Source organism: Trebonia kvetii (genome assembly GCF_007827045.1).
In the GTDB taxonomy this organism is placed as follows: Bacteria; Actinomycetota; Actinomycetes; order Streptosporangiales; family Streptosporangiaceae; genus Trebonia; species Trebonia kvetii.
Genome location: NZ_RPFW01000003.1, coordinates 761064 through 784296 on the forward strand (window position 1 = coordinate 761064; position 23233 = coordinate 784296).

The 23233-nt window shown below is 69.2% G+C and carries 21 protein-coding genes and 1 pseudogene; 9 read left to right on the top strand and 13 right to left on the bottom strand.

Annotated features, from left to right (window positions below):
* The first annotated feature begins 94 nt into the window (after window positions 1–94).
* The gene (locus EAS64_RS18360; RefSeq protein ID WP_145854207.1) at window positions 95–595 is read left to right on the top strand and encodes a hypothetical protein; all 501 of its coding nucleotides are present in this window, start codon (window positions 95–97) and stop codon (window positions 593–595) included.
* A 9-nt stretch (window positions 596–604) separates the two neighbouring features.
* On the opposite strand, the gene EAS64_RS18365 is transcribed toward EAS64_RS18360, so the two are convergent.
* Window positions 605–1201: a carboxymuconolactone decarboxylase family protein gene (locus EAS64_RS18365; RefSeq protein WP_222849396.1), complete on the bottom strand. Its 597-nt coding sequence runs from the start codon at window positions 1199–1201 to the stop codon at window positions 605–607.
* A gap of 118 nt (window positions 1202–1319) precedes the next feature.
* Here EAS64_RS18365 and EAS64_RS18370 point away from each other — a divergent pair, with 118 nt between their 5' ends.
* From EAS64_RS18370 to EAS64_RS18380, 3 genes are all read left to right on the top strand, one after another.
* Window positions 1320–1733 carry a cupin domain-containing protein gene (locus tag EAS64_RS18370; protein WP_145854208.1) on the top strand — a complete coding sequence of 138 codons (414 nt, stop codon included), beginning with the start codon at window positions 1320–1322 and terminating at the stop codon, window positions 1731–1733.
* 133 nt (window positions 1734–1866) lie between these two features.
* Complete coding sequence (locus tag EAS64_RS18375) at window positions 1867–2577, top strand: PIG-L family deacetylase (protein WP_187365991.1); 711 nt, start codon at window positions 1867–1869, stop codon at window positions 2575–2577.
* 154 nt (window positions 2578–2731) lie between these two features.
* A complete protein-coding gene (locus tag EAS64_RS18380) occupies window positions 2732–4573 on the top strand; it encodes a pectate lyase-like domain-containing protein (RefSeq protein ID WP_145854210.1) in 1842 nt (613 codons plus the stop codon).
* Between the two features lie 92 nt (window positions 4574–4665).
* On the opposite strand, the gene EAS64_RS18385 is transcribed toward EAS64_RS18380, so the two are convergent.
* From EAS64_RS18385 to EAS64_RS18410, 6 genes are all read right to left on the bottom strand, one after another.
* A complete protein-coding gene (locus tag EAS64_RS18385; RefSeq protein WP_145854211.1) occupies window positions 4666–5448 on the bottom strand; it encodes an alpha/beta fold hydrolase in 783 nt (260 codons plus the stop codon).
* A 4-nt stretch (window positions 5449–5452) separates the two neighbouring features.
* Entirely contained in the window at window positions 5453–5941 is a 489-nt protein-coding gene (locus tag EAS64_RS18390) for a VOC family protein (protein WP_145854212.1), read from the bottom strand.
* Window positions 5938–6714, bottom strand: a complete 777-nt coding sequence (locus tag EAS64_RS18395; RefSeq protein WP_145854213.1) for a fumarylacetoacetate hydrolase family protein — start codon at window positions 6712–6714, stop codon at window positions 5938–5940. The genes EAS64_RS18390 and EAS64_RS18395 overlap by 4 nt, the downstream gene beginning before the upstream one ends.
* Window positions 6711–8153 (bottom strand): NAD-dependent succinate-semialdehyde dehydrogenase, encoded by a 1443-nt coding sequence (locus EAS64_RS18400; RefSeq protein ID WP_145854214.1) that lies wholly within the window; start codon window positions 8151–8153, stop codon window positions 6711–6713. The genes EAS64_RS18395 and EAS64_RS18400 overlap by 4 nt, the downstream gene beginning before the upstream one ends.
* Window positions 8154–8300: 147 nt before the next feature.
* Complete coding sequence (locus EAS64_RS18405) at window positions 8301–9188, bottom strand: VOC family protein (protein WP_145854215.1); 888 nt, start codon at window positions 9186–9188, stop codon at window positions 8301–8303.
* Window positions 9189–9298: 110 nt separating this feature from the next.
* Complete coding sequence (locus tag EAS64_RS18410; RefSeq protein ID WP_145854216.1) at window positions 9299–10243, bottom strand: LysR family transcriptional regulator; 945 nt, start codon at window positions 10241–10243, stop codon at window positions 9299–9301.
* A gap of 783 nt (window positions 10244–11026) precedes the next feature.
* Here EAS64_RS18410 and EAS64_RS18415 point away from each other — a divergent pair.
* The 3 genes from EAS64_RS18415 (at window position 11027) to EAS64_RS18425 (ending at window position 14320) form a co-directional block, all read left to right on the top strand.
* Window positions 11027–12028 carry a chitinase gene (locus tag EAS64_RS18415; protein WP_222849397.1) on the top strand — a complete coding sequence of 334 codons (1002 nt, stop codon included), beginning with the start codon at window positions 11027–11029 and terminating at the stop codon, window positions 12026–12028.
* Window positions 12029–12164: 136 nt separating this feature from the next.
* Window positions 12165–13727, top strand: coding sequence for an MFS transporter (locus EAS64_RS18420; RefSeq protein ID WP_145854217.1), 1563 nt, complete (start codon window positions 12165–12167; stop codon window positions 13725–13727).
* 5 nt (window positions 13728–13732) lie between these two features.
* Complete coding sequence (locus EAS64_RS18425; RefSeq protein WP_222849398.1) at window positions 13733–14320, top strand: TetR/AcrR family transcriptional regulator; 588 nt, start codon at window positions 13733–13735, stop codon at window positions 14318–14320.
* A gap of 122 nt (window positions 14321–14442) precedes the next feature.
* Here EAS64_RS18425 and EAS64_RS43655 read toward each other — a convergent pair whose 3' ends face one another.
* From EAS64_RS43655 to EAS64_RS18450, 6 genes and pseudogenes are all read right to left on the bottom strand, one after another.
* Window positions 14443–14613, bottom strand: coding sequence for a hypothetical protein (locus tag EAS64_RS43655; RefSeq protein WP_187365992.1), 171 nt, complete (start codon window positions 14611–14613; stop codon window positions 14443–14445).
* 111 nt (window positions 14614–14724) lie between these two features.
* Entirely contained in the window at window positions 14725–15807 is a 1083-nt protein-coding gene (locus EAS64_RS18430; RefSeq protein ID WP_145854218.1) for an Ldh family oxidoreductase, read from the bottom strand.
* Between the two features lie 12 nt (window positions 15808–15819).
* Complete coding sequence (locus tag EAS64_RS18435) at window positions 15820–17685, bottom strand: thiamine pyrophosphate-dependent enzyme (protein ID WP_342782053.1); 1866 nt, start codon at window positions 17683–17685, stop codon at window positions 15820–15822.
* A gap of 106 nt (window positions 17686–17791) precedes the next feature.
* The gene (locus EAS64_RS18440) at window positions 17792–18658 is read right to left on the bottom strand and encodes an amidohydrolase family protein (RefSeq protein ID WP_145854221.1); all 867 of its coding nucleotides are present in this window, start codon (window positions 18656–18658) and stop codon (window positions 17792–17794) included.
* Between the two features lie 106 nt (window positions 18659–18764).
* Window positions 18765–19919: pseudogene (gene lhgD / locus EAS64_RS18445) on the bottom strand (L-2-hydroxyglutarate dehydrogenase); the annotation flags it as partial.
* Window positions 19913–21301 carry an aldehyde dehydrogenase family protein gene (locus EAS64_RS18450; protein ID WP_145854223.1) on the bottom strand — a complete coding sequence of 463 codons (1389 nt, stop codon included), beginning with the start codon at window positions 21299–21301 and terminating at the stop codon, window positions 19913–19915. The pseudogene lhgD and the gene EAS64_RS18450, both read right to left, overlap by 7 nt.
* Before the next feature lie 247 nt (window positions 21302–21548).
* Between EAS64_RS18450 and EAS64_RS18455 the strand changes: the two genes are divergently transcribed.
* Together EAS64_RS18455 and EAS64_RS18460 are read left to right on the top strand one after the other, a co-directional pair.
* On the top strand, window positions 21549–21851 hold the full coding sequence (locus EAS64_RS18455; protein WP_145854225.1) for a putative quinol monooxygenase: 303 nt from the start codon (window positions 21549–21551) through the stop codon (window positions 21849–21851).
* Window positions 21852–21978: 127 nt separating this feature from the next.
* Complete coding sequence (locus EAS64_RS18460; RefSeq protein ID WP_145854227.1) at window positions 21979–23190, top strand: sugar ABC transporter substrate-binding protein; 1212 nt, start codon at window positions 21979–21981, stop codon at window positions 23188–23190.
* Window positions 23191–23233 lie beyond the last annotated feature (43 nt).

Sequence of the window (23233 nt, forward strand, 5' to 3'; positions counted from 1 at the left end):
AACGGACGAATATCGACAGGCGGCGGGTCTATTTTTGGAAGTGCGGGTAAATGTGAGCTTCCCGTTTCCGACGGCTCAACGTTGAGAGGCCGCGATGTACCAGCGATTCCCGGGCGATGCCGCCCCGCCCCAAGAGCCAGCTTCGCCGGCGACCGTCCCGCAGTCCGTCCTGCGGGCCGTTCAGGTCATGTACGTCGGCCTGGCGGCGAGCCTGCTCGGCATCATCATCGACTTGACCACGCTCTCCTCGACGCGCAGCGAGATACTCAAGCGCAACCCGAGCTTTACGACGGCGCAGGTCAACACGGCCGAGCACGTGGAAGTCGGGTTTCTCGTCGTCGGCGGCCTGATCGGCGCCGCGCTGTGGCTCTGGATGGCGCAGAGCTGCAAGGCGGGCAAGGGCTGGGCGCGAGTGGTCTCCACCGTGTTCTTCGCCATCGACACGGTCAGCGTGCTCGTCGGCGCCACCGGGGTGCAGGGCGGCGGCCTTGCCCGCTTCTACGGGTTTGTCGTCTGGGTGATCGGGCTGGTGGCGATCATCCTGCTGTGGCAGCGCTCGTCGTCGGACTACTTCCGCAGCCCACCGCGCTACTAGCGGCTTTACCTACTGGACCGCGGCGGCCGGGTCGACCTTGGCGAAGCCGCGCACGTCGGGGAACGGCTCAGGGTCGCCCGGCTTCAGGTTCACCTGGAACGTGTTGAGCAGCATCGCCAGCATGGAGAAGTTGCCGAGGCAGCCGATGATGTCGACAAGGCCCGCCTCGTCCCACTCGGCAAGTGCGGCGTCGAACGTTGCCTGGTCGACGAAGTGGTCGCGCAGGATCTGCGTGGCGAGCGTGTAGAGCAGCTGCTCGTCGGCGTGCGCGAAGCGCGGCACCTCGTTGTTCGCGAGCTCCTTGATGGACTCGGCGGACACGCCGGCCTCGATCGCCTTCTTGTGGTGCGCGTTCCACGAGTACTGCGCGTCGAAGTGCCTGGCCGCGATCAGCAGCGACAGCTCACGCAGCCGCTCGTTGATGTGCGAGTCGAACCGGCAGTACGCGCCGAGCGCGTCGACCTTTTCCGCGAGCTCGGGCGAGCGCAGCCAGATGAGGAAGGGCCCGCGGGTCGCGCCGCGCTTGGCGGCGATGGCGTCGCTGATCTCCTGCTGGCGCGGGGTGAGCTCGGTAAGGGCGGGCAGGCGCATGGATGGGTTCCTCATCGTCGGATCGTCGCTTTATTCACGATCATTGTGGCCGGTGCGGTGTGGCCTGCGCGGAACGCTAAGTATGCACGCCAGGCCGGCCGGCCCGGCCGTCTGCCGCTATAGCCTCACGCCCATGACGGTCATCAAAGTTGAGAACGTGGAGCGGCTTGGCCGTGGCGGCGGCGTGGTCACCATCCCGCTGATCACCAAGCAGTCCGCCGCGGAAGAGAACCTGATCACCACCGGCATCAGCACCTACCCGGTGGGCACCGGCGCGCCGTACCACTCGCACAACTGCGACGAGCACGTGACGCTGCTCGAGGGCGACGCCGAGGTGGAGATCGAGGGCGCCGGCACGGTCACGCTGGTGCCGAACGACACGACGTACGTGAAGGCGGGCATCTTCCACAAGTTCACCAACGTCAGCGACACCGTGCCGATGAAGATCCTGTGGGTCTACAGCTCCGCCTATGTCACCCGGACCTTCTACGACACCGGCGAGACCGTCGAGCACCTGTCGCCGGCCGACGCCATGGTCAAGGACTAGGCGGCGACCCGTCGCTCCATCTCGTCTCCACAGCTCCTGCACTCGGGCCCCACCCGCCTCTGCGAGGGTGAATGTCCTGGCCGGCGCCGATGCCGGCCGGCGACAGGATCGACGAACCCCCCGAGGAGGAAGGATGACTGCCAAGTCACCGACCATCAGCCCGAGCCCCCAAACGACCGCAAGCGGCGCGCTTCCCGTCGCAGTCTCGGTCCTCGCCGTGACGGCCCGACCCGGCCAGGAGTCGGCCGACCTCGGTGGCATCCTCCAGGTGTTCCGCGGCAGCGGCGCGCGCCTGAGCCTGCTCTGCATGACCCGCGGGGAGGCAACCCCGGTCGGGCTTGGCGCCGCGCGGGCCGAGGCGGTGCGGCCCTGGGAGGTCCAGATGGCGGCCTCGATCCTCGGCGTCCACGAGGTCACTGTCGCGAATTACCGTGACGGCGCCCTGCACCAGCACCGCCCCGCCGAACTGGCGGAACGGATCGGCCGCGCGGTCCGCCGGCACGCACCGGACATGGTGCTCGTCGTCGCACCCGAGGCGGGTGACGTCGGCGACCTCGCCGTCGCCCAGGCCGCATCGGTCGTCGCGGCCCAGGCAGGAGTGCCTCTCGTGGCCCGCACCAGGCACGACGCACCATGCTCGTGGACGGTCCCGCTCGGCGAGAGCGCGGAGATCATCAGGGCGATCCAGCACTCCGCCGTCGCGGCGCACGCCAGCCAGCCGGAGCTGCTCAGGGCGGTGATCGGGCGGCTCGACCTGCTCGAGGACACCGAGCCGCTGCGCTGGCTGCGGTTCCCGCGGCGAACCCCGGCGCAGCGCAGCCCGGGCTACATCACCGCCGGCTAGCGCTGTGCGCATCGGCACCGCCGCAACCACAGGCATGCGATCCCCGAGTATTGACAGTTTTTTTACGCTTTAGTTCAACTCCTAGTCTTCACTTGCGCACGCTGTGCGTCATAGATTCCCCCTGGTGGGAACTCCCAGCACAGCGAGGTGCCTTATGCATAGAATCGCTCGTCTTGTGGTCAGCGCGGCGCTGTTGGGCGCCGCCGGGCTGACCGCGACAGCCATGGGGGCGGAGCACGCAAGCGCGGACCCGTCACCGGCAAGTCTCTGCCCGGACGCCGTCACTGCGACGTTCGGCCCGAATGTCTGTGTCTTCACGCCGTCCATGCCGCAGGCCGCCATCCAGGCGGACGCCGACGCCATCTACGCCCAGCAGACCGACAACGAGATGGGCACCGCGCGTTACGCGCTGCTCTTCGAGCCGGGTACCTACGGATCCGCGACCAGCCCGCTGGACATCCGGGTCGGCTATTACACCGAGGTCGACGGCCTAGGCCAGGACCCGTCGGGCGTCCTCATCAACGGTGGCGTGACCGCCATCGGCAAGAACGGCAGCGGAGCGCTAGACACCTTCTGGCGTTCGGTTTCCAACTTGACCATCCATGTCGTCCCCACCGCGGACGCCTGCCACACCGGCAACGAGATGTGGGCGGTCTCGCAGGCGGCCCCGATGCGCCGGGTCGATGTCAAGGACTTCACCACCTTCATGCCGTACTGCGAGAACCCGAACTACGCCAGCGGCGGCTTCGTGGCCGATTCGAAGCTGGAGGGCGGCGCGCTCAACGGGTCGCAGCAGCAGTTCTACGTCCGCAACACTGACCTGGGCACCGGCGGCTGGTCCAACTACGTGTGGAACCAGGTCTTCTCCGGCGACATCAACGCGCCCGCGCAGGACTTCGGCGCTGGCGCTGCCTACACCACGCTCGCGCAGACGCCGGTGAGCAGGGAGAAGCCCTACCTGTACATCGACGGCTCGGGCGCCTGGAACGTCTTCGTGCCGTCACCCCAAACCAACTCGGCGGGCCCCACGTGGGCCAGCGGGCACACGCCAGGCACCTCGATCCCACTGTCGAAGTTCTTCGTCGCCTCGCCGTCCGACTCGGTCAGCAAGATCAACAACGCGCTGTCCCGCGGCCTCAACCTGCTGCTCACACCCGGCGTCTACAACGTTGACTCGCAGATCAAGGTCAAGCGGGCTGACACGGTGGTCCAGGGCCTGGGCTTCGCCACTCTGACAGCGGGCAACGGCAACTCGGTCCTCACCACCGCCGACGTGCCCGGCATCGACATCTCTGGCCTCCTTGTCGATGCCGGACCGGTCAACTCGCCGGTGCTCGTGCAGATCGGCACGCTGAACGGCAACAACGGCCAGCCGCACAACCGGCCGGACGACCCGACGGCACTGCAGGACGTGTTCTTCCGCGTCGGCGGACCGCACGTCGGCAAGGCGACCGTCTCCCTCTTGGTCAACACCGACAACACCATCCTCGATGACCTGTGGATCTGGCGTGCCGACCACGGCGTGGCCGGCTCGGTCGGCTGGACCGTCAACACGGCCGACACCGGCCTGGTGGTGACCGGCGACCACGTCACCGCGACAGGACTGTTCGTCGAGCACTTCCAGAAGTACAACGTCATCTGGGCCGGCGAGCACGGCGAAGTCATCTTCTTCCAGAACGAGCTGCCCTACGACCCGCCGACCCAGGCCGACTACGAGCACAACGGCGTGCTCGGCTGGGCGGCCTTCAAGGTGGCCGACTGGGTGCGATCGTTCCAGGGTTACGGCATGGGCAGCTACATCTTCACCAACGTGAACCCGGACATCCACGTCTCGCACTCCTTCGAGGTGCCGGTCACGCCGGGCGTCCAGATGAACGACCTGCTCACGATCAACCTCAGCGGTCCCGGCACCATCGACCACGTCATCAACGACACCGGCGGTCCGGTGAGCTCCGCCAACAAGGACGTGGCCAGCCAGGTCGTCAGCTACCCGTGATCTAGCGGTTCGGTTACTGACGCGTTAACGAAAGATGCCTTCGGTGCCGCCGACGCGGCACCGAAGGCATCTTCGTTTTCTCGAGCTCCGGTTCAGCCGGCCGCGACGTCCTTCAGGAAGCTCGCGACCGCGTCGTTGAACAGCTGCGGCGTCTCCCAGTACATCGAGTGCGGCGCACCCGTCACAACCTCGACGCGCGCAGACGGCAGCAGCTCGCCCGCGCGCCGCACCGTGGCAGGCGACAGCACCGCATCCTTCTCGCCGGCGAGCAGCATGATCGGGAACGGCGCGACGGAAAGCTCCTCAACCGAGGGCCCGTCGGTATTCAGGTTCCGCAGGTCCTGCATCTTGGCCGTGTTCAACGTGCCCATCTGCCGGAACAGGAACGCCAGGTCGGGCCGCTGCGCCCGGAATTCGGGGGTGAGCAGCCGGTCGAGCACGGGAAGCCGCTCGGCGCGCGCCCGGTCCGCCTTGACCAGCGCGGTGAGCTCCTCGTTCTGCAGCCCGCCAAGCGAGTGCGCCAGGATGACGCCCGAAGCACGGTCCGGCCGGTCAAGCGCGGCGCGCAGCGCGGCCGCCGCGCCGATCGACTGGCCGACGAGGACCGCGCGCTGCGGGCCGCCGTCGTTCGCGACCGCGTCGAGCACCGCGACGATGTCGCCGGGGAAGTTCCGCGCGTCGTGGTCCGACTCCCAGCGGGAGTTGCCGAAGCCCCGCAGGTCCACGGTGATGACGCAGTACGCCGGCGACAGCGCCGCCACCTGCTGCCACCAGGCGGCATGGTGCCCGCCCGACCCGTGCACGAATAGCACGGCGGGACCCGACCCGTGGACCTCGTAGTAGATCCGCGCGTCGCCGGAAAGAGCGATGGCCATGCGACTACCGTCCTTCGGCGGGGGCCAGTTCGGCGCGCGCCTGCTCGGCGGACTCGGCACTGCCGGGAAGGCCGCTGTCAGCTGAAGCAGGCGCGGACGCGGCCTCCTTCTTGGGCACCGGCGGGTACGGCCGCCGCTCATGGAAGACCAGCTCGATCATCGTGTGGTCCGGGTCGTGGATGTAGCAGAACTGCGAGTTGTTCTCCGGCCTGGTGATCACCCGGGTGTGCCGGATGCCCACCTTGTCCAGGTGCTCGAGAAAGCCGTCCCAGTCCTCCACCTCGACGGCGAAGTGGTACGGCGCCATCCGGTCCATCTCTTCCACCGGGGTGAAGTGCAGGTCGAAGTTTCCCCTGGTCATCAGCACGACCTTGGTGTTCGACTTCGGCTTGATGTACTTCATGCCGAACACCTTCGAGTACCACTCAATGGTCCGCTCGGGGTTCGTGGTCGGGAAATTCACATGATGGATGAATGCTGGTTTGTCGCTCATGGCAGTTTCTCCTCGGTCACCGGGTTCGTCAGCGTTCCGATTCCGTCAATCGTGATCTCGACAACCTGGCCCGGTACCACGGTCGCCGTCTCCTCGGTTCCCAGCCACAGCACGTCTCCCGGGGAGAGCGTGATGTACCGGGAAATAGCGGATATGTACTCATAAGGCCCGAACAGCATGTCCCCTGTCGGGAACGATGCCTTTACCTCGCCGTCCACCCGCACCGTGGTCGTCGCCGCCAGCGGATCGGCGTCCGTGACGATGTACGGCCCCATCGGCTTGAACGTGTCGCTGTTCTTGCACCGCCAGAACGTCCGGTCGGACCGCTGCCAGCCGCGCGCGCTCACGTCGTTCCCGATCGTCCAGCCGAAGATCCCGTCCCGCGCCTGATCGGGCGTCACGTGCCGCAGCGTCCGCCCGATGACGGCCACCAGCTCGCCCTCTGCCACCAGCGGCTCGTCGCAGTCAGCCGGCCGCACGATCGGCGACCGGTGCCCGGTCAGCGCGCTGTTCGCCCGGTACCCGACCTCCGGCCTGTCCGGCACGGTGTGCCCGCCGTAAGCCGCCCGCTCCGCGTGCGCCCGGTAGTTCAGCCCCGCGCAGAAGAACGTGCCAGGGACTACCGGTGGCAGGAGTCGCAGCTCGCCGACGCGTATCCGCCGCCCGCTCTTCTCCCAGCCCCCGAACGGGTTCCCGGCAACCGCCGTCGCCATCCCGTCTTCCACCAGCCCGTAAACCGGGCCGTCGGCATCCTCGAACCGGCACCAGATCATGGCTGCAGCCTGTGCGATACGCGCTTGGTAACCAGGTACCCCTCAAGCCCCTCCGGGCCGCCCTCCCGGCCGTACCCGCTCTCCTTGAACCCTCCCGACGGCGCCTGCGGCACCGACCCGCCGCAGTGGTTGATCGACAGGATGCCCGCCTCATAGCCCGCGATCAGCTTCTCCGCCGTGGCCGCCGAATCCGTGTACGCGTAGGCGGCGAGCCCGAACGGCAGCGAGTTCGCCACCTCGAGCGCCTCGTCCAGGTCGTCGAACGCCGCCACCGGCGCGACAGGACCGAAGGGCTCCTCACTCAGCAGCGCCGCATTCGCCGGCACGTCGGTCAGCACCGTCGGCTGGTAGAAGAACCCTGTGCCGTCGACCGCCTTGCCGCCGGTGGCGACCTTCGCGCCCAGGCTGACCGCGTCCTCGACCAGCTTGCTCACCGCCGCCAGCCGCCGGTGGCTGACCATCGGCCCCATCTGCACGCCCGGCTCGAGCCCGTTGCCGACCTTGATCGCGGCCATCGCCTCGGTGAACGCGGCCGTGAAGTCGTCGTAGATCCGCCGGTCCACCAGGAACCGGCTCGGCGACGTGCACACCTGCCCGGCGTTCACGATCTTCGCCCGAACCGCCGTCTTCGCCGCCTTGACCGGGTCGGTGTCCGCGCAGACGATCACCGGCGCGTGCCCGCCAAGCTCCATGTGCGCCGGCTTCATGGCGCTCGCGGCCAGCCCGGCCAGGTGCTTGCCGACGGGGATCGACCCGGTGAACGCGATGAACCTGATCGCCGGGTCGGGGATCACCCGCCGGGAGATCTCGTCCGGCACGCCGAACAGCAGGTTGAGCACCCCGGCCGGCAGCCCCGCGTCCGCGAAGGCCTTAACGAGCAGCGAGACCGTGCCCGGCACCTCCTCCGACGGCTTGATCACGATCGAGCAGCCCGCCGCGAGCGCCGCCGAGATCTTCCGCATCGGCCCGCCCGCCGGGAAGTTCCACGGCACGAACGCGCCCACCGGACCCACCGGGGTCACCCGCACCGACAGGATCTCGTCGGGACCCGACGGGATGATCCGCCCATACGCCCGGCGGCCCTCCTCCGCGTTCCACTGCAGCCCGGTCGCCGCCCGGTGCACCTCGCCGGCCGCCTCGGCCAGCGGCTTGCCCTCCTCGAGGGTCATCACCCGGCCGATCTCATCCGCCCGCTGGTGCAGCAGCGCCGCCGCCTTCAGCAGGATGCCGGACCGGAAGTCGGGCCCCGCGTCACGCCATTTCGGGAACGCCGCCTTGGCCGCCGCGATCGCCGCGTCCACCTGGTCCCCCTCGGCGAAGGGCACCCGGCCGAGCACCTCTTCGGTCGCCGGGTTGACGATGTCGTCGCCCCGCCCGCCGGAACCGTCCGTCCACTGGCCGTCGATGTAGAGCCTGATCTCGGGGTACTCATCGCTCATCAGTTTTCACCTTCCTTTCGCGGGCCCGATGGCGGTTTTTGCCGTCGGGCGCGCATCGGGGGGTACGGGGGGTCGTCCCCCCGGGAGATGCAGTCCTGATGCAGGTCCGATACGATGGCGGTTTTTGCCATCGGACCTGCATCAGGACTACCGCAGCGTCCAGATGGTGTGCGGGGGAGTCTCCTCGTAGTCGTTCGGCCCGTAGCTGTCGTCCACCCGGTCCATGTCCGCCGCGAACTCCATCCGGCCGCCGCACGGTGCGTGGATGAACCGGAAGATGTTCGAACCGACCGTGTGCCTGCCGAGCCGCCGCGCCTCGTGCCAGCCCTTGTCGATCATGTCGTTGGCGCCGACGATCACCTCGTCGATCCGCGCCACCTCGAAGGCGCAGTGGTTGATCTGGTTCCGGTCGGGCCGGTGGCAGAGCAGCAGGGTGTGATGGTCGGTGTCACCAGGGGCCCGCATGAACACGCCGACCTTCGCGGGCCGGTCGGTGGGCACGAAGCCGAGCCGTTCCGTGTAGAACGCGACCGCCTCCTCCTTGCCCTCCTTCTTGATGTCGAGCGCCACGTGGCACAGCCGCAGCGGCTTGACCCTGCCGGGGTGCGCCAGCGGGTCGTTCCACCGGTTCACGTTGCCCGAGCGGTTGCTGCCGGGGAAGTTCGTCCGCCCCGTCACCGGCTGGCTCACCGCGAGCCCGACGCCGAACCCGGTCTCGTCGGTCGTGTGCGCCACCCCGTCCGCGTCGGTGTAGATCGACCGGTCGGACAGCAGGTTGGTCGCCAGCTTGTCCAGCGACTCCTGGCTGTCTCCTCCCCAGACGATCTCCCGCAGCGTCGGCCCGGACTGCACGGGCGGCGGCAGGCTCGGGTCATCGACGTCCCGCAGCTCGAGCACCTGGCCCGTCTGCGTCGCGAACCGCGCGCCATTCTCCCCGCCGTCCACCGGGTCAAGCCCGAAGTCGGTGAAGAAGCGAACGCACTCCTCGAGGTTCGGGACGCCGTAAACGACCCGTTCCACGCGCATGACCGTCATTGCCTACGGCTCCTCAACTGCTATGAAAGGCTTGCTCGCTGGAAGCATAGATGCGCCTGCTAAGCAGCAACTGAAGCCTTTACTTGCAGGATCGGGACCCCTGCGCGGCCTCAGGCCGACTTGACCGCGGCGAGCTTGGCCTGCGGGGCCGCGGTGGCCTGAGGTGCCTGCTTGCGGAACCACTCGGACACGAAGTCGAGGAACAGCCGGACCCGCGCCGTGGTCTGGGTGCCGGGGGAGTGCAGCGCGTAAAGCGGCCGGTCAGGCACGTCGACGTCGGGAATGACGTTCACCAGCGTGCCGTCCGCGATCTCGTCGCTGACCAGCCGCATCGGCAGCAGCGCCACGCCGCGCCCGGCGATCGCCGCCTTGCGCAGCGTCAGGTAGCTATTGGACGAGTACACCGGCTCGCTGACCTTCAGGTGCACGTCGTGGCCGCCCTGGCTCAGGTGCCAGATCGGGTCGTTGGTGTTGGCCAGGCAGTCATGCTCGGACAGGTCGGTGATCTGCAGCGGCTGCCCCGCCCGGTGCAGGTAGGCGGGCGCGGCGCACAGCGCGAACTTCAGGTCCGCGATCTTCCGCAGCATCAGGTTGCAGTCGCGCACGTGCCTGGTGTGGAACGCCACGTCGAAGCCCTGGTCGAGGAACTCATACGAGCGCTCGGACATGCCGCCGACCTCGAACCTGATGTGGATCTTCGGGTACTTCACGGAGAACGCGACGATGGCGTCGCCCACGTCGTTGCTGCCGATCCACTTCGGGCTGATGATCGCCAGCTGCCCCTCGGCCTTGTCCCGCAGGCCGCGCAGCTGCGCCTCTTCCCTGTCGATCTCGTCGATGATCCGGGAGGCGAACTCGGCGTACCTGGAGCCGGCCTCGGTGAGGCTGATGGTCCGCGCGGTTCTGTTGACGAGGTGCACCCCGAGTGCCCGCTCGAGCTCGGCGACGTGCCTGGACACCAGGGACCCGGAGATGCCGAGCTGCCGCGCGGCCTGACTGAAGCTGCGGGACTTCGTCACGCCGACGAAGCTGCGCATGATCGTTAGCTGGTCCATCTCACCGTCCCCTGTGGGGTGTCGTCGTCGTTGGGCAGGCCACAGGTATCGTCCCGATTCTGTCGGTCGCGTCAGGCTATCGGGAGCCCCTGGCGCGCAACCTAATGATTCACACAGTCCGTAAAGCTTCCGGCAAACCCGGCCAGAACTCACTTTACACGCCGTAACGTTCCACGTCGCGGCTGCTCAGCGGCGTGATCCGGGGCCCACGGGAGCCAGCGATCGATCCGGATGGCATGATGTGGCGCTGATACGGCGCCAGTAAGGCACGCGGGAAATAGACGAGGTGCGACCCGATGGCCGGCTTGTCAGATGACGTTCCGCCAGTGGCCTCAGCCGGCGAAGTGCGACGGCGCAAGTGGCCGCTCGCCGCGCTCCTTGCCTCTCATCGCGCGGGAGCCGCGCCGTCCGCCCCGGTGAACTGCTAGACATCACCGTCCACGCGATGGACACGACGACTGCCCGCTTCTATTCGGTGGCCGTGATCAGCCTGAGTCTGAACCGCCATGGACTGCGCTGCCCGATGCTTGGCCAGTCGTGGTTTGACAGCATTCCGGCGTGCTGACGCGCGGACGGCAGTGAGGCCGCTCCACCCATTGTCCTGGCCATGTCCACCCTTGTTCCGTCGGCCCTTGACGCTGGCTCGGCCGCGGGAATAACCTCTGCACGAGTAATCAATAGGAAAGTTTCTTATTTGATTGCTCTCCGCGCCTAGCCGAAGGGATCCGCACGTTGAGACGACCCCTCTCCGTTTGCCTCGCTTCACTGACCGCCGCTGCCGCCGTGGCAGGCGTGGCGGCCACCGCGCCCGCCCGCGCGGATGTCCGCTCCGCCCTTCCCCCGCATGTGTACGCGCCTTACTTCGAGTCCTGGGACAGCGCCGACGGCAGTCTTGCCCAGCTGTCCGCCGCCTCCGGCGCTAAGTACTTGTCCCTGGCCTTCCTGCAGACCGACCAGCCCGGTTCGTGCAATGCCTACTGGAACGGGAGCGCCGCCACGCCGATCTCCGCCACCGCGGCGGGGAGTTTCGGCGCCGATATCGCGGCCGTGCAGGCGGCGGGCGGCAACGTGATCCCGTCCTTCGGCGGGTACACCGCCGACACCACCGGCACCGAGCTCGCCGACAGCTGCACCAGCGTCGACGCGATCGCTAAGGTGTACGAGTCCCTCATCACCACCTACCACGTGCCGCGCATCGACCTGGACATCGAGCAGAACTCGCTGTCCGACACGGCAGCTATCCAGCGCCGCAACCAGGCCATCGCGGAAACCGAGGCCTGGGCCGCGCAGCACGGCAAGCACATCCAGTTCTCCTACACGCTGCCGACGTTCGCCACTGGCCTGCCGTCGGCCGAGCTCGGCGTGCTGCAGGACGCAGTAGCGGAGGGCGCGAAGATCTCCACGGTCAACATCATGACCTTCGACTACTTGTACGGCACGCAGCAGAACATGCTGACCGACGCCGAGAGCGCCGCCACCGCGCTGCACGGCCAGCTGGCCAGCCTGTATCCCGGCCTGTCGTCGCGCGCGCTGTGGCGGATGATCGGCGTCACCCAGATGCAGGGCATCGACGACTTCGGCACCGAGGAGACCTTCACCACCGCGCAGGCGCCGGCGTTCGCGATCTGGGCCGCGATCCACGGCCTCGGCGAGATCTCGGTGTGGGCGCTGCAGCGCGACAACGGCAACTGCCCCGGCACGAAGGGCGCGGGCAGCTGCTCCGGCGTCGCCCAGCCCGACTGGTTCTACAGCCACGTGTTCGAGCCGTTCAGCTATCTTCCCTAGGCTCCGCCGGCGACGACGCACGCTAGCGGAAAAGAAGAGCAGCCCCTGGCCGGTACGTCCCACCCCCGGCCAGGGGCAGCTCTTCGCCTTTAATGTTAGCTGCTAACATGTTAGCGACTAACATTAGGAGGCTGGCATGCGGGCGAGACGATGGTGGATGCTGGGTGTCACGTGCCTTTCCGTGATCGTCGTGAACCTGGACCTGACGATCTTGAACATCGCGCTGCCGGCTATCTCGGCGGCGCTGCACGCGGGCACCGCGGACCTGCAATGGCTGGTGGACGCCTACTCGCTCGTCTTCGCCTGCGTCATGGTGCCCGCCGGGATCGCCGGTGACCGGCTCGGCCGCAAGCGGCTGCTGCTTGCCGGTCTCGTGGTGTTCCTCGCGGCGTCGCTGTGCTGCGCGCTGTCGATGTCCGCGGGCGAGCTCATCGCCGCGCGGGCGCTGATGGGGCTGGGCGCGGGGATCGTGTTCCCGCTGTCGCTCGCGGTCGTCTCCGCCGCGTTCGGTGATGACGACCGTCCCGCGGCCATCGGCATCCTCACCGCGGCGATCGCGCTCGCCCTGCCGCTCGGGCCGGTGCTCGGCGGGCTGCTGCTGCGGCACTTCTCGTGGCACGCGGTCTTCTGGATCAACGTGCCCGCCGTCTGCGTGACCCTGGCGGCCGGCGCGGTCCTGATGCCCGAGTCACGCAACCCGGCCGCGGCGCCGCTCGACGTCGTCGGCGCGCTGCTGGCCCCGGCCGCGGTCACCTGCCTGGTCTGGGGCTTCATCAACGGCCCGGAGCACGGCTGGACGGCGGCGTCCACCTGGCTGCTGCTCGCCGGTTCCGCGGTGCTGCTCGCCGCCTTCCTGGCCCGTGAGCGCCGCGCCGCGCATCCGGTCATCGACCCGGCGATGTTCGCCGACAGGCGGTTCACCTGGGGCACGGTCGCCACCGTCGCCGTGTCGGTGGCCCTGTACGGGATCCTGTTCACCGCGCCCCAGTACCTGCAGAGCGTGCTCGGCGAGGACCCGGTCGGCGCGGCGCTGCGGCTGCTGCCGTTGATGGGCGGCCTGCTCGCCGGGGGCGGCGCGGCCAGCCCGGTCGCGCGGGCATGGGGTACCAGGCTGACCGTCGCCGCCGGGCTGACGGTGCTGGCGGCCGGGCTTGCCGTGCTCAGCCAGGTCGGCCTGGGTACTGGCTACGGCACCGTGGCGGCCGGGCTGGCCCTGTGCGGGCTCGGCACCGGCGCGTCCATCGGTGCCGCGATGAACACGGTCATGGCCGCGGCCGGGGGCGACGAGGCGGGCATCGGCGCCTCGGTGAACAGCGCGCTGCGCAACGCCGGCGGGGCGGTCACGGTCGCGGTGCTCGGCAGCGTGCTGTCCGCGGCCTACGCCCGCGACCTGGGGCCCGCCCTCGCCGCGCTGCCCGCGGCGGATGCCGCCGCCGCGCGGGCCTCCGTCACCCAGGCGGTGCAGGTGGCCGGCCGCCTGCCAGCCAGCGGCTCCGCCCTGCGGGCCGCCGCGGGAACGGCGTTCCTGCACGGCATGAGCATCGTCATGCTGATCTGCGCGGCGGTTGCGGCCGCCGCCGTCCTTACCAGCCTGCGCTACCTCCCCGGCCGCACGGCCCCGGGGAGCACGGCCCCTGGCGCCACGGCCACCGCACAGGGCCCCGCCGGCGCGGCGCCGGGCACCGGTGCGCGACGATAACCCGTGTGACAGAACCAGGGCCGGACTGGCGGCAGCGCAAGAAGACCGCCACCCGCGGCCGTATCCGCGCCAGCGCGCTGCGGCTGTTCCGCGAGCAGGGGTACGACGCCACCACCGTCGAACAGATCGCCGCCGCGGCAGGGGTGTCGCACATGACGTTCTTCCGGTACTTCCCCGCCAAGGAGGACGTGGCCCTGTCCGACGATTACGACCCCCTGATCGCCAGCGCTATCGGCCAGACCCCGGACACCTGGCCAGTCATCCGCCGGATCCGCACGGTACTGGTTGAGGGGCTCAGGCTGATCCACGACACCGACCGCGACACCCTGTTCGACCAGATCAAGCTCATCGTCGCCACCCCCGCGCTCCGCGACCGCCTGTGGGCGGACCAGATCGCCACGCAGCGGCTCATCCTGCAGGCTCTCGGGGCAGGCGAGGACGACCCGCGCCGTGGCTTCGAGACCCGGGTCACGGTGGCGGCCTGCCTGGCCGCGGCGACCACCGCCATCCTCGTGTGGGTCGAAACCGGCGGAACCGCGGAGCTGCCGGACCTGGTCGAGCAGGCCTTCGACACCCTCGCCCGCGCGCGATAGCCCGTCACGTGCTCATCGTGTGACCCCAACGCAGGTGATGGGGGCATCTAGGGCTCGTCGGCTCATCTCCTCAGCTGGCGAGGTTTCCGGAGGCGGGCGATGGCCGGCAGGCATGCGTGATGTCATTGCAGGAGTTGGTTGATGTGGAAGCTGCTGTTGAGGAAGCCGAATTGCCGCATGACGTCGGCGACTCGCTGCAGGCGGACCGGGGCGACGCCGAGCGGGTAGTTGCAGAGTGACATGATGGCGGCGGTGCGGCGTTCGACGTGTCCCTGGCCTTTGGGAAGTGTCACGTAGGCGGTCCTTGGTGACCCCGCGTGAGTTCTCAGGAATGAAGCTGAAATGCAGACTGCCATCCGGTCGTTTCTGTTTCCGGATGGCAGTCTGCGGTGGCTCGAACCCTGCTACCCGCCGAACGGCGCGGGAACGGGGACGTCGAGGCCGGTGGCGATCTCGGTCAGCTCGCGCCAGACCTTGGGGCCGAGGGGGATGCCGGCGGCGGCGCGCTCGGCGTGGCTGCGCCTGCCGCGCTCGCCGGGTACGAGGATCTCGGCGGTGCCGTCGGCGGCGGGCAGCGACTTGATGGCGTCGACCGTGTCGTCGATGGTGGCGGTGAACTCATCGAGCGGGAGGAACGCGGCGATGTCGACAGCGAGCAGGAACGCGTTCTGCCGGTGCCGCCTGCCTTCCTTGCTGCCCGAGTGGTAGGCGGGGATGATCGGGTTGGCGGCGAGGCCGCTTGCCAGCATCTCGAACACTAGTGACATGCCGGCGCCCTTGGCGCCGCCGACCGGGGTGGGCACCTTGGCGAGTGCCGGGTCGGTGGTGGGCTCGCCGTCGGCGGTGAGGGCGACGCCGGGCGGCAGTTCCTTGCCAGCCGCCTTGAGCTGCGCGATCCGGCCGAGTGCCATGACGGCGGTGGCCATGTCGAGCAGCACGAGTTCGTGCTTGCCGGCCGGCACGGCGACCGAGAGGGGACTGGTCGCGACGGCGGCGCCCTTGGCGCCGGCGTAGGCCATGTTCGGCACGCCTGCCACGACGCCGATCGCGGCGTACCCGGCCTGGGCGATCTTGCTCGTGTAGTAGCCGATGGCGCCGGTGTGCACGGTGCCGCGGACCGAGGCCCAGCCGATGCCCGCCTCGCGGGCGCAGGCGATTGCCTCGTCGGCGGCGCGGGTGAGCGCGACCGGGCCGGGCGCGGCGTGCGCGTCGACGATGGCGATCGCGGAGCGGGGCCGCTCGACGGTGACGGCGGCGTCGGCGACCGACTCGCCCTTGTCGAACAGTTCGGTGTACCGAGGGACGCGGGACACGCCGTGTGAGTCGATGCCGCGCAGGTTGGCCCACACCAGCGCGTCCGCGACGGTGGCGGCGTCGGCGTCGCTCGCGCCGCGCGCGGTGAAGATCCCGGCGACGAGCGCCTTCAGGTCGCCGGCGGCGACGAGTACCTTGGCGGGCTTGGCGGGTGCCTGGGTTTCACTGGACATGGGTGTTCGCTCCTAGCGGGACAGGTGGACGTTGACGACGGCGGTCTGGCCGGCCCGGACGCAGGCGATGGCCTTCTCGAGCGTCGGTGCCAGTTCCGGGGTTGTCGTCACGGTGAAGCCGGCCGCGCCTGCGGCCGCGGCGACGGCTGCCGCGTCCGGTTGGGCGGACAGGTCGACGCCGTAGCCGCTCTTGGTGGTGACGTAGGTCCCCTCGGGGTAGGCCCGGGTCAGGTTGAACCGCATGGACAGGTACTTGTGGTTGTTGAAGACCACGACGAGCAGCGGCAGGCCGTACTGGGCGGATGCCATGATGCCCTGCGGGACCGGGTTATAGAGCCAGGTGCCGTCGCCGACGGTCTGGACGACGAGCCGGTCTCCTGCTGCGAGCTTGGCGCCGAGCGCGACGCCGAGGCCCTGGCCCAGCCCGCCCTGCACGTAGCTGTAGCGGCCGGGGGTGGCGGCCATCAGGTGCCTGGTGATTACCCGACTGTGGGTAATGGTCTCGTCGATGACCAGCGCGTCGTCGCCGGCCAGCGCGCGCAGCGTGGCCGCGACGGCCACCGGGTCGATCGGCCCCTCGGCGGAGCCGAGCGCCCTGTGTTCGGCGGCGACCCGGGCAGCCTCGCTCTCGGCGAAGGCGGCCGCGCGCTCGGCGCGCCGGCCCTCGATCGCCGCTGCGTCGATCGACCTCGCGTCGAGTTCGGCGCTCAGCCCCGCGGTGATAGCGCGCAGCGTCGGCGCCGCCGCCCCGCCCACGTAGTGGTCGGCGGTGAGCACCTGGTAGGCCATGTGCGGCCGGTGCGCCACCTCGTCGATGACCAGCACGGTAGCGTTGCCCGGCTTATTGCTAGGCGGGTACCACGGCGACCGGCAGCCCACGAGGACCACCAGATCAGCGTCCCTTGCCAGCGGCGCGAGTTCGCCCCCGGCATGCAGCGGATTGTCCCGCGGGAAGCTAGAGCTGACCGCCGACTGCGGCTCCACCACCGGAATGGCAAGCAGTTCGGCGAGCTCGACAAGTGCCGCGAACGTCTCCGGATCGCGCCCGGCAGTCTCCACCGCCAGTACCGGCCGCCGCGCCGAGGCAAGCAGTCGCACCGCGAGCGCCACATCCTCGGCCACCGCCACGGTCGCGTTGGCCCGCGCCGCAGGCGCCGGGCTAACCGCGGCCGGCTTCCAGGGCGCAAGCAGCACCTCAGCCGGCGTGTTCACGTACACAGGCCCGGCCGGCGCCTGCGCCGCCAGTTCGCCGGCCCGCTTAAGCATCCCGTAAAGCACAGAAACGTCAGCAGCCGCGTTCGCCCACTTGGTAAACGGCGCCGCCACCGCCTGCGGGCCGCCGACCACCGACAGATTCCGGTACCACTGCGACCCGGGATCCGCCCCCGCCGCATCCCCGTACCCCGTCGACTCCCCAGAGCACACCACCATAGGCGCACCGGAAAGCAGCGCACCGTGAATAGCATTAGCCCCCTGCAACAACCCGGCAGCAGCGTGCAGCAGCACCAGCTGTCCCCGCCCGGTCACCCCCGCATACCCAGTAGCCATGGCCACCGCGAGCATCTCATGAGCCAGATCCAGATATCGCGGCCCCGCAACAGCCGACCCGTCTCCCCCGGCCGAGCCCGAGGCGGCAGCCGCGCCAGCCGCGTCCCGCCGAGCCAGCGCTTCCCACACCGGAGCCCACTCCGACCCCGCCGAAGAGAAGATGTAATCCGCCCCCAAATCGCGAGCAGCCTGAAGGACCGCATCCCCGCCGTCCAGTTGTTCAGCCATCGCGTGATTGCTCCAATCTCTTGTCGCCCCGTCCGCAGGGGGAGGAAGTGGGGGTGACGGGGTATCTAAGCGCGCCTTCTGACCGTCCCAATCGGTTTTCATTGGGCCGGTCAGACGAGCGCGCGTGATACCCCTCGCCCCTCGCGACCGTCACCAGCACGCCAGCCTTAGCCACAGCAGACCTTGGTTTGACTTGGAACGGTCGTCCCTAGGCCTCAACCGGAATGGCCCAGCCAAGGCATGAAGAGATCCCGCGACCCATGATCCACGACAGCTCCTCCTCCGAGAACGGGAAGTGCTTCGTGAACTGCTCGACCGCGTCCGTGTAGGTGATCCCGTGCTCAAGAAGCCGGGTCAGGTCGGTGCCCCAGAAGCAGCGCTCCGGCCCCATCTTGTCCACCATCTCGCGGACGTACCTGGCGATGTTCAGGTTCGGGAACGGCTGCGTGGAGTAGCCGGGGATCGCCGACACCTTCACGTAGATGTTGGGGTGCGTGTACAGGTCGGCGGTCTCCGACACCCAGTAGCCGATCGCGTCGTCGACGCAGCGGGCCATGATGCCCATGTGGTCGATGATGATCTTCAGGCCGGGGTGCCTGTCGGCGATCTGGCCGAGCTCGGCCTTCCAGATCGGCGCGTGCACCATGGTGACCAGGCCGAGTTCCTCGGCAAGCGGCCAGTACCAGTCGTTGGTGCCGTCGATCATCCAGTTGCGGTCCTGCGGCCGGTGGAACGTCAGCCGGGTGCCCTTGACGTGCGGGTTCTGCGCGAACTCGCGCATCAGCGCCTCGCCCTCGACCGGCTTGTTCTGCGGGACGCGCGCCATGATGCCGAACCGGCCCGGGTGTGCCTCGCAGGCCTCGAGGGCGTAGTCGATGCGGTCGCCCTCCCAGGACGGCGGGACGATGAGCACCCGGTCCACGCCGGCCTCGTCCATCAGGTCGATGCACTCCTGGTAGGTGAAGGCCGCCTCGCGGTGCCCGTTGAGCCGCATGCGCTCGCGAGCGCCGGGGATCCAGGGGCGGTCCTGGGTCTCTTCTTTCCAGATGTGGACCTGGGTGTCGACTATGAACACGGAGGGGTAACCTTTCTTCGTTGCTGAGCGGGAGCTTGAGTTCCTCGATGATGTGCTCGGCAATCGCCATCGAGGCCGTCGCCGCCGGCGACGGCGCGTTGCGGATCGAGGTGACCGGGCCGGTCTGGCTGATCCGGAAGTCGTCGACAAGCCCGCCGGCGGAGTCGACGGCCTGGGCGCGCACCCCAGCGGGGGCGCTCGTCACGTCGGCGAGGGTGATCCAGGGCAGGTACGTCCTGGCCTCGGCGAGGTACGCGCGCCTGATGAACGACCCGCGGTACTCGCGTACGCCGGTCATCCAGTGCTTAAGTGCCAGCCGCCAGAACGCGGCAGACCTGCCGAGCCTGGCGAGGTCGGCCAGGCTGATGTCGGTGCGCCGGTAGCCCTCGCGGGCCATGGCGAGCACCGCGTTGGGCCCGAGGTCGGCGGTGCCGTCGACGCGTGGCGTCAGGTGGACGCCGAGGAAGGGATACCTGGGGTCGGGCACCGGGTAGATCATCCGCTTGACCCGGGTGGCCGCCCCCGGTGTCAGCCGCAGGTACTCGCCGCGGAACGGGACGATCTCCGGCGACCGGGTGTCCCCGATGCTCGCGGCGAGCAGGTCGGCCTGCAGGCCGGCGCAGATGATCAGCCTGGCGAAGGTGAAGGAACGGCCGGGGGTCTCCACCTCGACCGTACGGTCTTCCCTTCCCCGCCCGATCCCGCCCGCGACCCGCAGCCACGTCACCGGGGTGCCGAGCAGGACCCGGCCGCCGGCCGCGGTCACATCGGCGGCGAACGACCGCGCGATCGCCGGGTAGTCGACGATGGCCGTCGTGGGGGAGAGCAGGGCGGCGACGCCGGCCACGTCGGGCTCGAACTCGCGAAGTTCCGCGGTGTCGAGCCAGCGCAGGCCGGGCACCTGGTTGATCTGGGAGCGGCGCTCCAGCTCGCGGAGCTTGACCGTCTCGCCCTCGTCGCGTGCGACGACGAGCTTGCCGAGCTCGGAGTAGACCAGGCCCTTGTCCGCGCAGTAGGCCTTGAGGAGGCCCACGCCGCGGCGGGTCATCCGCGCCTTGGCTGAGCCTGGCGCGTAGTAGATGCCTGCGTGCACGACGCCGGAGTTGTGGCCGGTCTGGTGCTGCGCGACGGCGGTCTCCTTCTCGAGCACCGTGACCGCCACTCCGGAGGCCGCGAGCTGGCGCGCGACCGCGAGGCCGACGATGCCGGCCCCCACGATCCCGACCGGACCGCCCGCTCCGTCGGCACTGCCAGCTACCACGCGAACCTCACGGCGGCGGTCTTGATCCTGGTGTAGAAGCGAATGCCGGGCGCGCCCTGCTCCTTGAACGCGGAGCCGGAGTCGCGGAAGCCGCCAAACGGGTGGTGCACGTCCCAGCCGGCGGTCGGCAGGTTCACCGAGACCTGCCCGGTCTCCGACAGTTCGATGAACCGGTTGGCGGCGGTGAGGCTGGTCGTGAACACGGCGGCGGACAGGCCGTAGTCGGTGTCGTTGGCGAGGCGCACCGCGTCGTCGAATCCGGTGGCCGTGGTGATGGCGAGTACCGGGCCGAAGACCTCCTCCCGCCACAGTGACTGTTCGGTCGTCACGTTGATCAGGGTGGGCTCCACGTAGCAGCCGTGGGCGAGTGCGTCGCCACCGGGGCGGCCGCCGCCGGCGATGACCTCGGCGCCTTCCTTTCTTGCCCCGTCGATGTGCTCGAGCACGCCGTCGCGATGCGCGGCGTAGCTGAGCGGGCCCATGGTGGTGCCGGCGTCGAGGCCGGGTCCGACCACGATCGAGGCGACCTGGTCACGCAGCCGCGCGGTCAATTCCGCGGCGACGGAGGCCCCCACGATGAGCCGGCTGGTGGCGGTGCAGCGCTGGCCCGCCTGGGCGAACGCGGCACTGGCGACGGTGGCCGCGGCAAGGTCGAGGTCGGCGTCGGCGAGGACCACGGACACGTTCTTCCCGCCGAGTTCGGCCTGCAGCCGCACGTTCCTGTCCGCCAGCACCCGGCGCAGGTGGGCGCCGACCTCGTTGGACCCGGTGAACGTCACGGCGTCGGGCGAGGCGAGCAGCGCGGCGGAGATCTCGCTGTTGCGGCCGGTGATGACCTGGACCACGCCGTCGGGCAGTCCGGCCTCGCCGAGCTGCCTGGCCGCCCAGATCGCGATGCCCGGGGTCTGCGAGGCGGCCTTGAGCACCACCGCGTTGCCCGCGATGAGCGCGGGTCCGAGCTTGCGGGCTGGGGTGATCAGCGGGTCGTTCCACGGGCAGATGGCGAGCACCACGCCGACCGGCTCCACCCGCACGTGGGTGGAGGTGCCAGGGCGGGCGTCGGCGAGCAGTTCACCCCAGGGCTGGCGGGCGAAGGAGGCGTAGTAGTCGAGGAAGTCGGCGGTCTTGGTGACCTCGACCCGCGCCTCGGCGAGGGTCTTGCCGTTCTCCCGCACCACGATGACGGCGCCCTCGTCGGTCCGCTCCCTGATCAGGGCGGCCGCGCGGGACAGCAACGCCGCCCGGTCGAGCGGGTTGACCCGCCGCCATGTCTCGAACGCGGCCCGGGCGCTTGTGTAGGCCGCGGCCACCTCGGTGGCGGTCATCGCAGGCACTTCCGCGACAACGGATCGCACGTCGGCCGGGTCCCTAACTTCCAGCATCGAGCCTCAACTTCCCCATCAGCCCCATCGAATACATATCCTCATGAAACGCCCCGCCGGTGGCGACGGTAAGGCTGCCGTCTCCGCACAGCGGAGCACCCGTCGCACTGAGGCGGCGCTGGTCATCCTAGGAAGTGCTGCGGGTCAGGTCAGCAGCCTGCGGCGCAACCTTAGATGTACGCCGTGCTCATTCCGCCCGTCCGCAGGAAGTCGGCAGAATTCCGGGCAGTCTGCACGAGAGGTTGAGATGGAATTCGTGGTCATCGCCCAGTACCGGGCGCGCGAGGGCGAAGCGGAGCGCGTCGCCGAGGCACTGGCGGAGATGGTGGCGCCCACCAGGGCGGAGCAGGGAAACCTGGACTACCAGGTCTTCCGCGACCCCAAGGACCCGTCGCTGTTCGTGCTCTTCGAGCGTTACGCCGACGCGGACGCGTTCGACGCGCACCGCGCGACGCCGCATTTCGGCGCCTGGCTCGCCGGAGTGGTGCTGCCGGCGCTCGATGACCGGATCCGGCTCGACCTGGTCCCGCTGGGTGCCTATCAGCCCTGACCGCGTCGCGCAGGACCTCAGGTCGCGGATGGCGAAGCCTTAGCGTTCGTCCCGCGACGTGAGTAACGGAGTAGAAAACAAACGTTCACGCACCTGACGTGATCGGTGGGATGGAGGACCAATAGCAATGACGCATAACTGGAAGCGCTGGCTTGCGCCGGGCGCGGCGATCACCGCTGCGGCCGTGCTGGCTGCCTGCAGCTCGAGCAGCACTAGCTCAAGCTCGAGCGCCCCGGCCACGAGCAGCTCCCCCGCTGCCAGCACCTCGGCGTCGGCGTCGGCGTCGGGGGCGGCGTCGAGCACGACCGACGCCGGGCTGGCGAAGGCGCAGCAGATGGTCAGCCAGCTCGAGTCGACCACGAGCAGCTACCCCGTTCCGACGGCGAGCATCTCCGGCGTGTCTGGCCTCAAGGGCAAGACCGTCTACTACATCCCTCTCGTCCAGTTCATCCCCGGCTTCGTGGTCACCGCGGCCACCATGAAGGTCGCGCTCGCCAAGGTGGGCCTGAACCTGCAGGTCTGCAACGGCCAGGGCCAGCCGAGCGCGATCGCGTCCTGCGTGCAGCAGGCCACGGGCGCGGGCGCCGCCGGGATCATCACCGACGCGATCCCCTACGGCATGGCCCAGAACGCGCTCGACGCGGCCAAGGCCAAGGGCATTCCGATCATCATCACCGACCAGTACCCGCCGGCTGGCAACAAGAACACCGATGCGGTGACCTACGTGCCCGGCGTCGTCGACCAGCCAAGCCAGATCGCCTGGTGGATGATCGCCAACTCGCAGGGCAAGGCCAACGCGATCCTCGCCCAGGAGTCCGACTCGCCCTCGTCGATCGCGTACGTGCAGAACTCGCTGTCGATCTACAAGGACAACTGCCCGGGCTGCACGGTCACGGTGAAGAGCATCACCGCCACGACCAACTCGCAGCTCGCCTCGGACACCAGCGCCAACCTGCTGTCCAACCCGAACGCGACGTACTACTACACCGAGTTCGAGGACAGCCTCGACCCGACGGTCCAGGGCCTCCAGCAGTCGAACAAGACCGACATCGCGCTGTCGGTCGCCGGCGGCTCGGTCGACGGCCTCGGCCGGCTGAAGAGCGGCGCCGTGGTCAAGGCCGTGGTGGCCGTCGACCAGGCGTACGCCGGGTGGGCGCTCACCGACGAGATCCTGCGGATGGCGACCAAGGCCGCGCCGGTGGCCGAGCCGTTCCCGTCGCGCCTGTTCACCGCGCAGAACATCGGCAGCATCAAGGTCACCACCGCGGCTCAGGCCTCCGGTGAGTGGTTCGGCGACAGCTCCTACCAGACCGACTTCGCGAAGCTCTGGGGAGTCTGATTTATCCTGTGCGCCCGGTGGCGATTTCCCGCCACCGCGCGCA

Excerpts from the sequence above, each read along its gene's own strand:
- EAS64_RS18410 (WP_145854216.1), bottom strand. The coding sequence starts at position 10,243 with ATGGACCAGCTAACGATCATGCGCAGCTTCGTCGGCGTGACGAAGTCC.
- EAS64_RS18455 (WP_145854225.1), top strand. The coding sequence starts at position 21,549 with ATGGAATTCGTGGTCATCGCCCAGTACCGGGCGCGCGAGGGCGAAGCG.
- EAS64_RS18390 (WP_145854212.1), bottom strand. The coding sequence starts at position 5,941 with ATGAGCGACAAACCAGCATTCATCCATCATGTGAATTTCCCGACCACG.
- EAS64_RS18375 (WP_187365991.1), top strand. The coding sequence starts at position 1,867 with ATGACTGCCAAGTCACCGACCATCAGCCCGAGCCCCCAAACGACCGCA.
- EAS64_RS18365 (WP_222849396.1), bottom strand. The coding sequence starts at position 1,201 with ATGAGGAACCCATCCATGCGCCTGCCCGCCCTTACCGAGCTCACCCCG.
- EAS64_RS18405 (WP_145854215.1), bottom strand. The coding sequence starts at position 9,188 with ATGACGGTCATGCGCGTGGAACGGGTCGTTTACGGCGTCCCGAACCTC.
- EAS64_RS18380 (WP_145854210.1), top strand. The coding sequence starts at position 2,732 with ATGCATAGAATCGCTCGTCTTGTGGTCAGCGCGGCGCTGTTGGGCGCC.
- EAS64_RS18460 (WP_145854227.1), top strand. The coding sequence starts at position 21,979 with ATGACGCATAACTGGAAGCGCTGGCTTGCGCCGGGCGCGGCGATCACC.
- EAS64_RS18370 (WP_145854208.1), top strand. The coding sequence starts at position 1,320 with ATGACGGTCATCAAAGTTGAGAACGTGGAGCGGCTTGGCCGTGGCGGC.
- EAS64_RS18360 (WP_145854207.1), top strand. The coding sequence starts at position 95 with ATGTACCAGCGATTCCCGGGCGATGCCGCCCCGCCCCAAGAGCCAGCT.
- EAS64_RS18400 (WP_145854214.1), bottom strand. The coding sequence starts at position 8,153 with ATGAGCGATGAGTACCCCGAGATCAGGCTCTACATCGACGGCCAGTGG.
- EAS64_RS18430 (WP_145854218.1), bottom strand. The coding sequence starts at position 15,807 with ATGTCCAGTGAAACCCAGGCACCCGCCAAGCCCGCCAAGGTACTCGTC.
- EAS64_RS18395 (WP_145854213.1), bottom strand. The coding sequence starts at position 6,714 with ATGATCTGGTGCCGGTTCGAGGATGCCGACGGCCCGGTTTACGGGCTG.
- EAS64_RS18450 (WP_145854223.1), bottom strand. The coding sequence starts at position 21,301 with ATGCTGGAAGTTAGGGACCCGGCCGACGTGCGATCCGTTGTCGCGGAA.
- EAS64_RS18420 (WP_145854217.1), top strand. The coding sequence starts at position 12,165 with ATGCGGGCGAGACGATGGTGGATGCTGGGTGTCACGTGCCTTTCCGTG.
- EAS64_RS18385 (WP_145854211.1), bottom strand. The coding sequence starts at position 5,448 with ATGGCCATCGCTCTTTCCGGCGACGCGCGGATCTACTACGAGGTCCAC.
- EAS64_RS18435 (WP_342782053.1), bottom strand. The coding sequence starts at position 17,685 with ATGAAAACCGATTGGGACGGTCAGAAGGCGCGCTTAGATACCCCGTCA.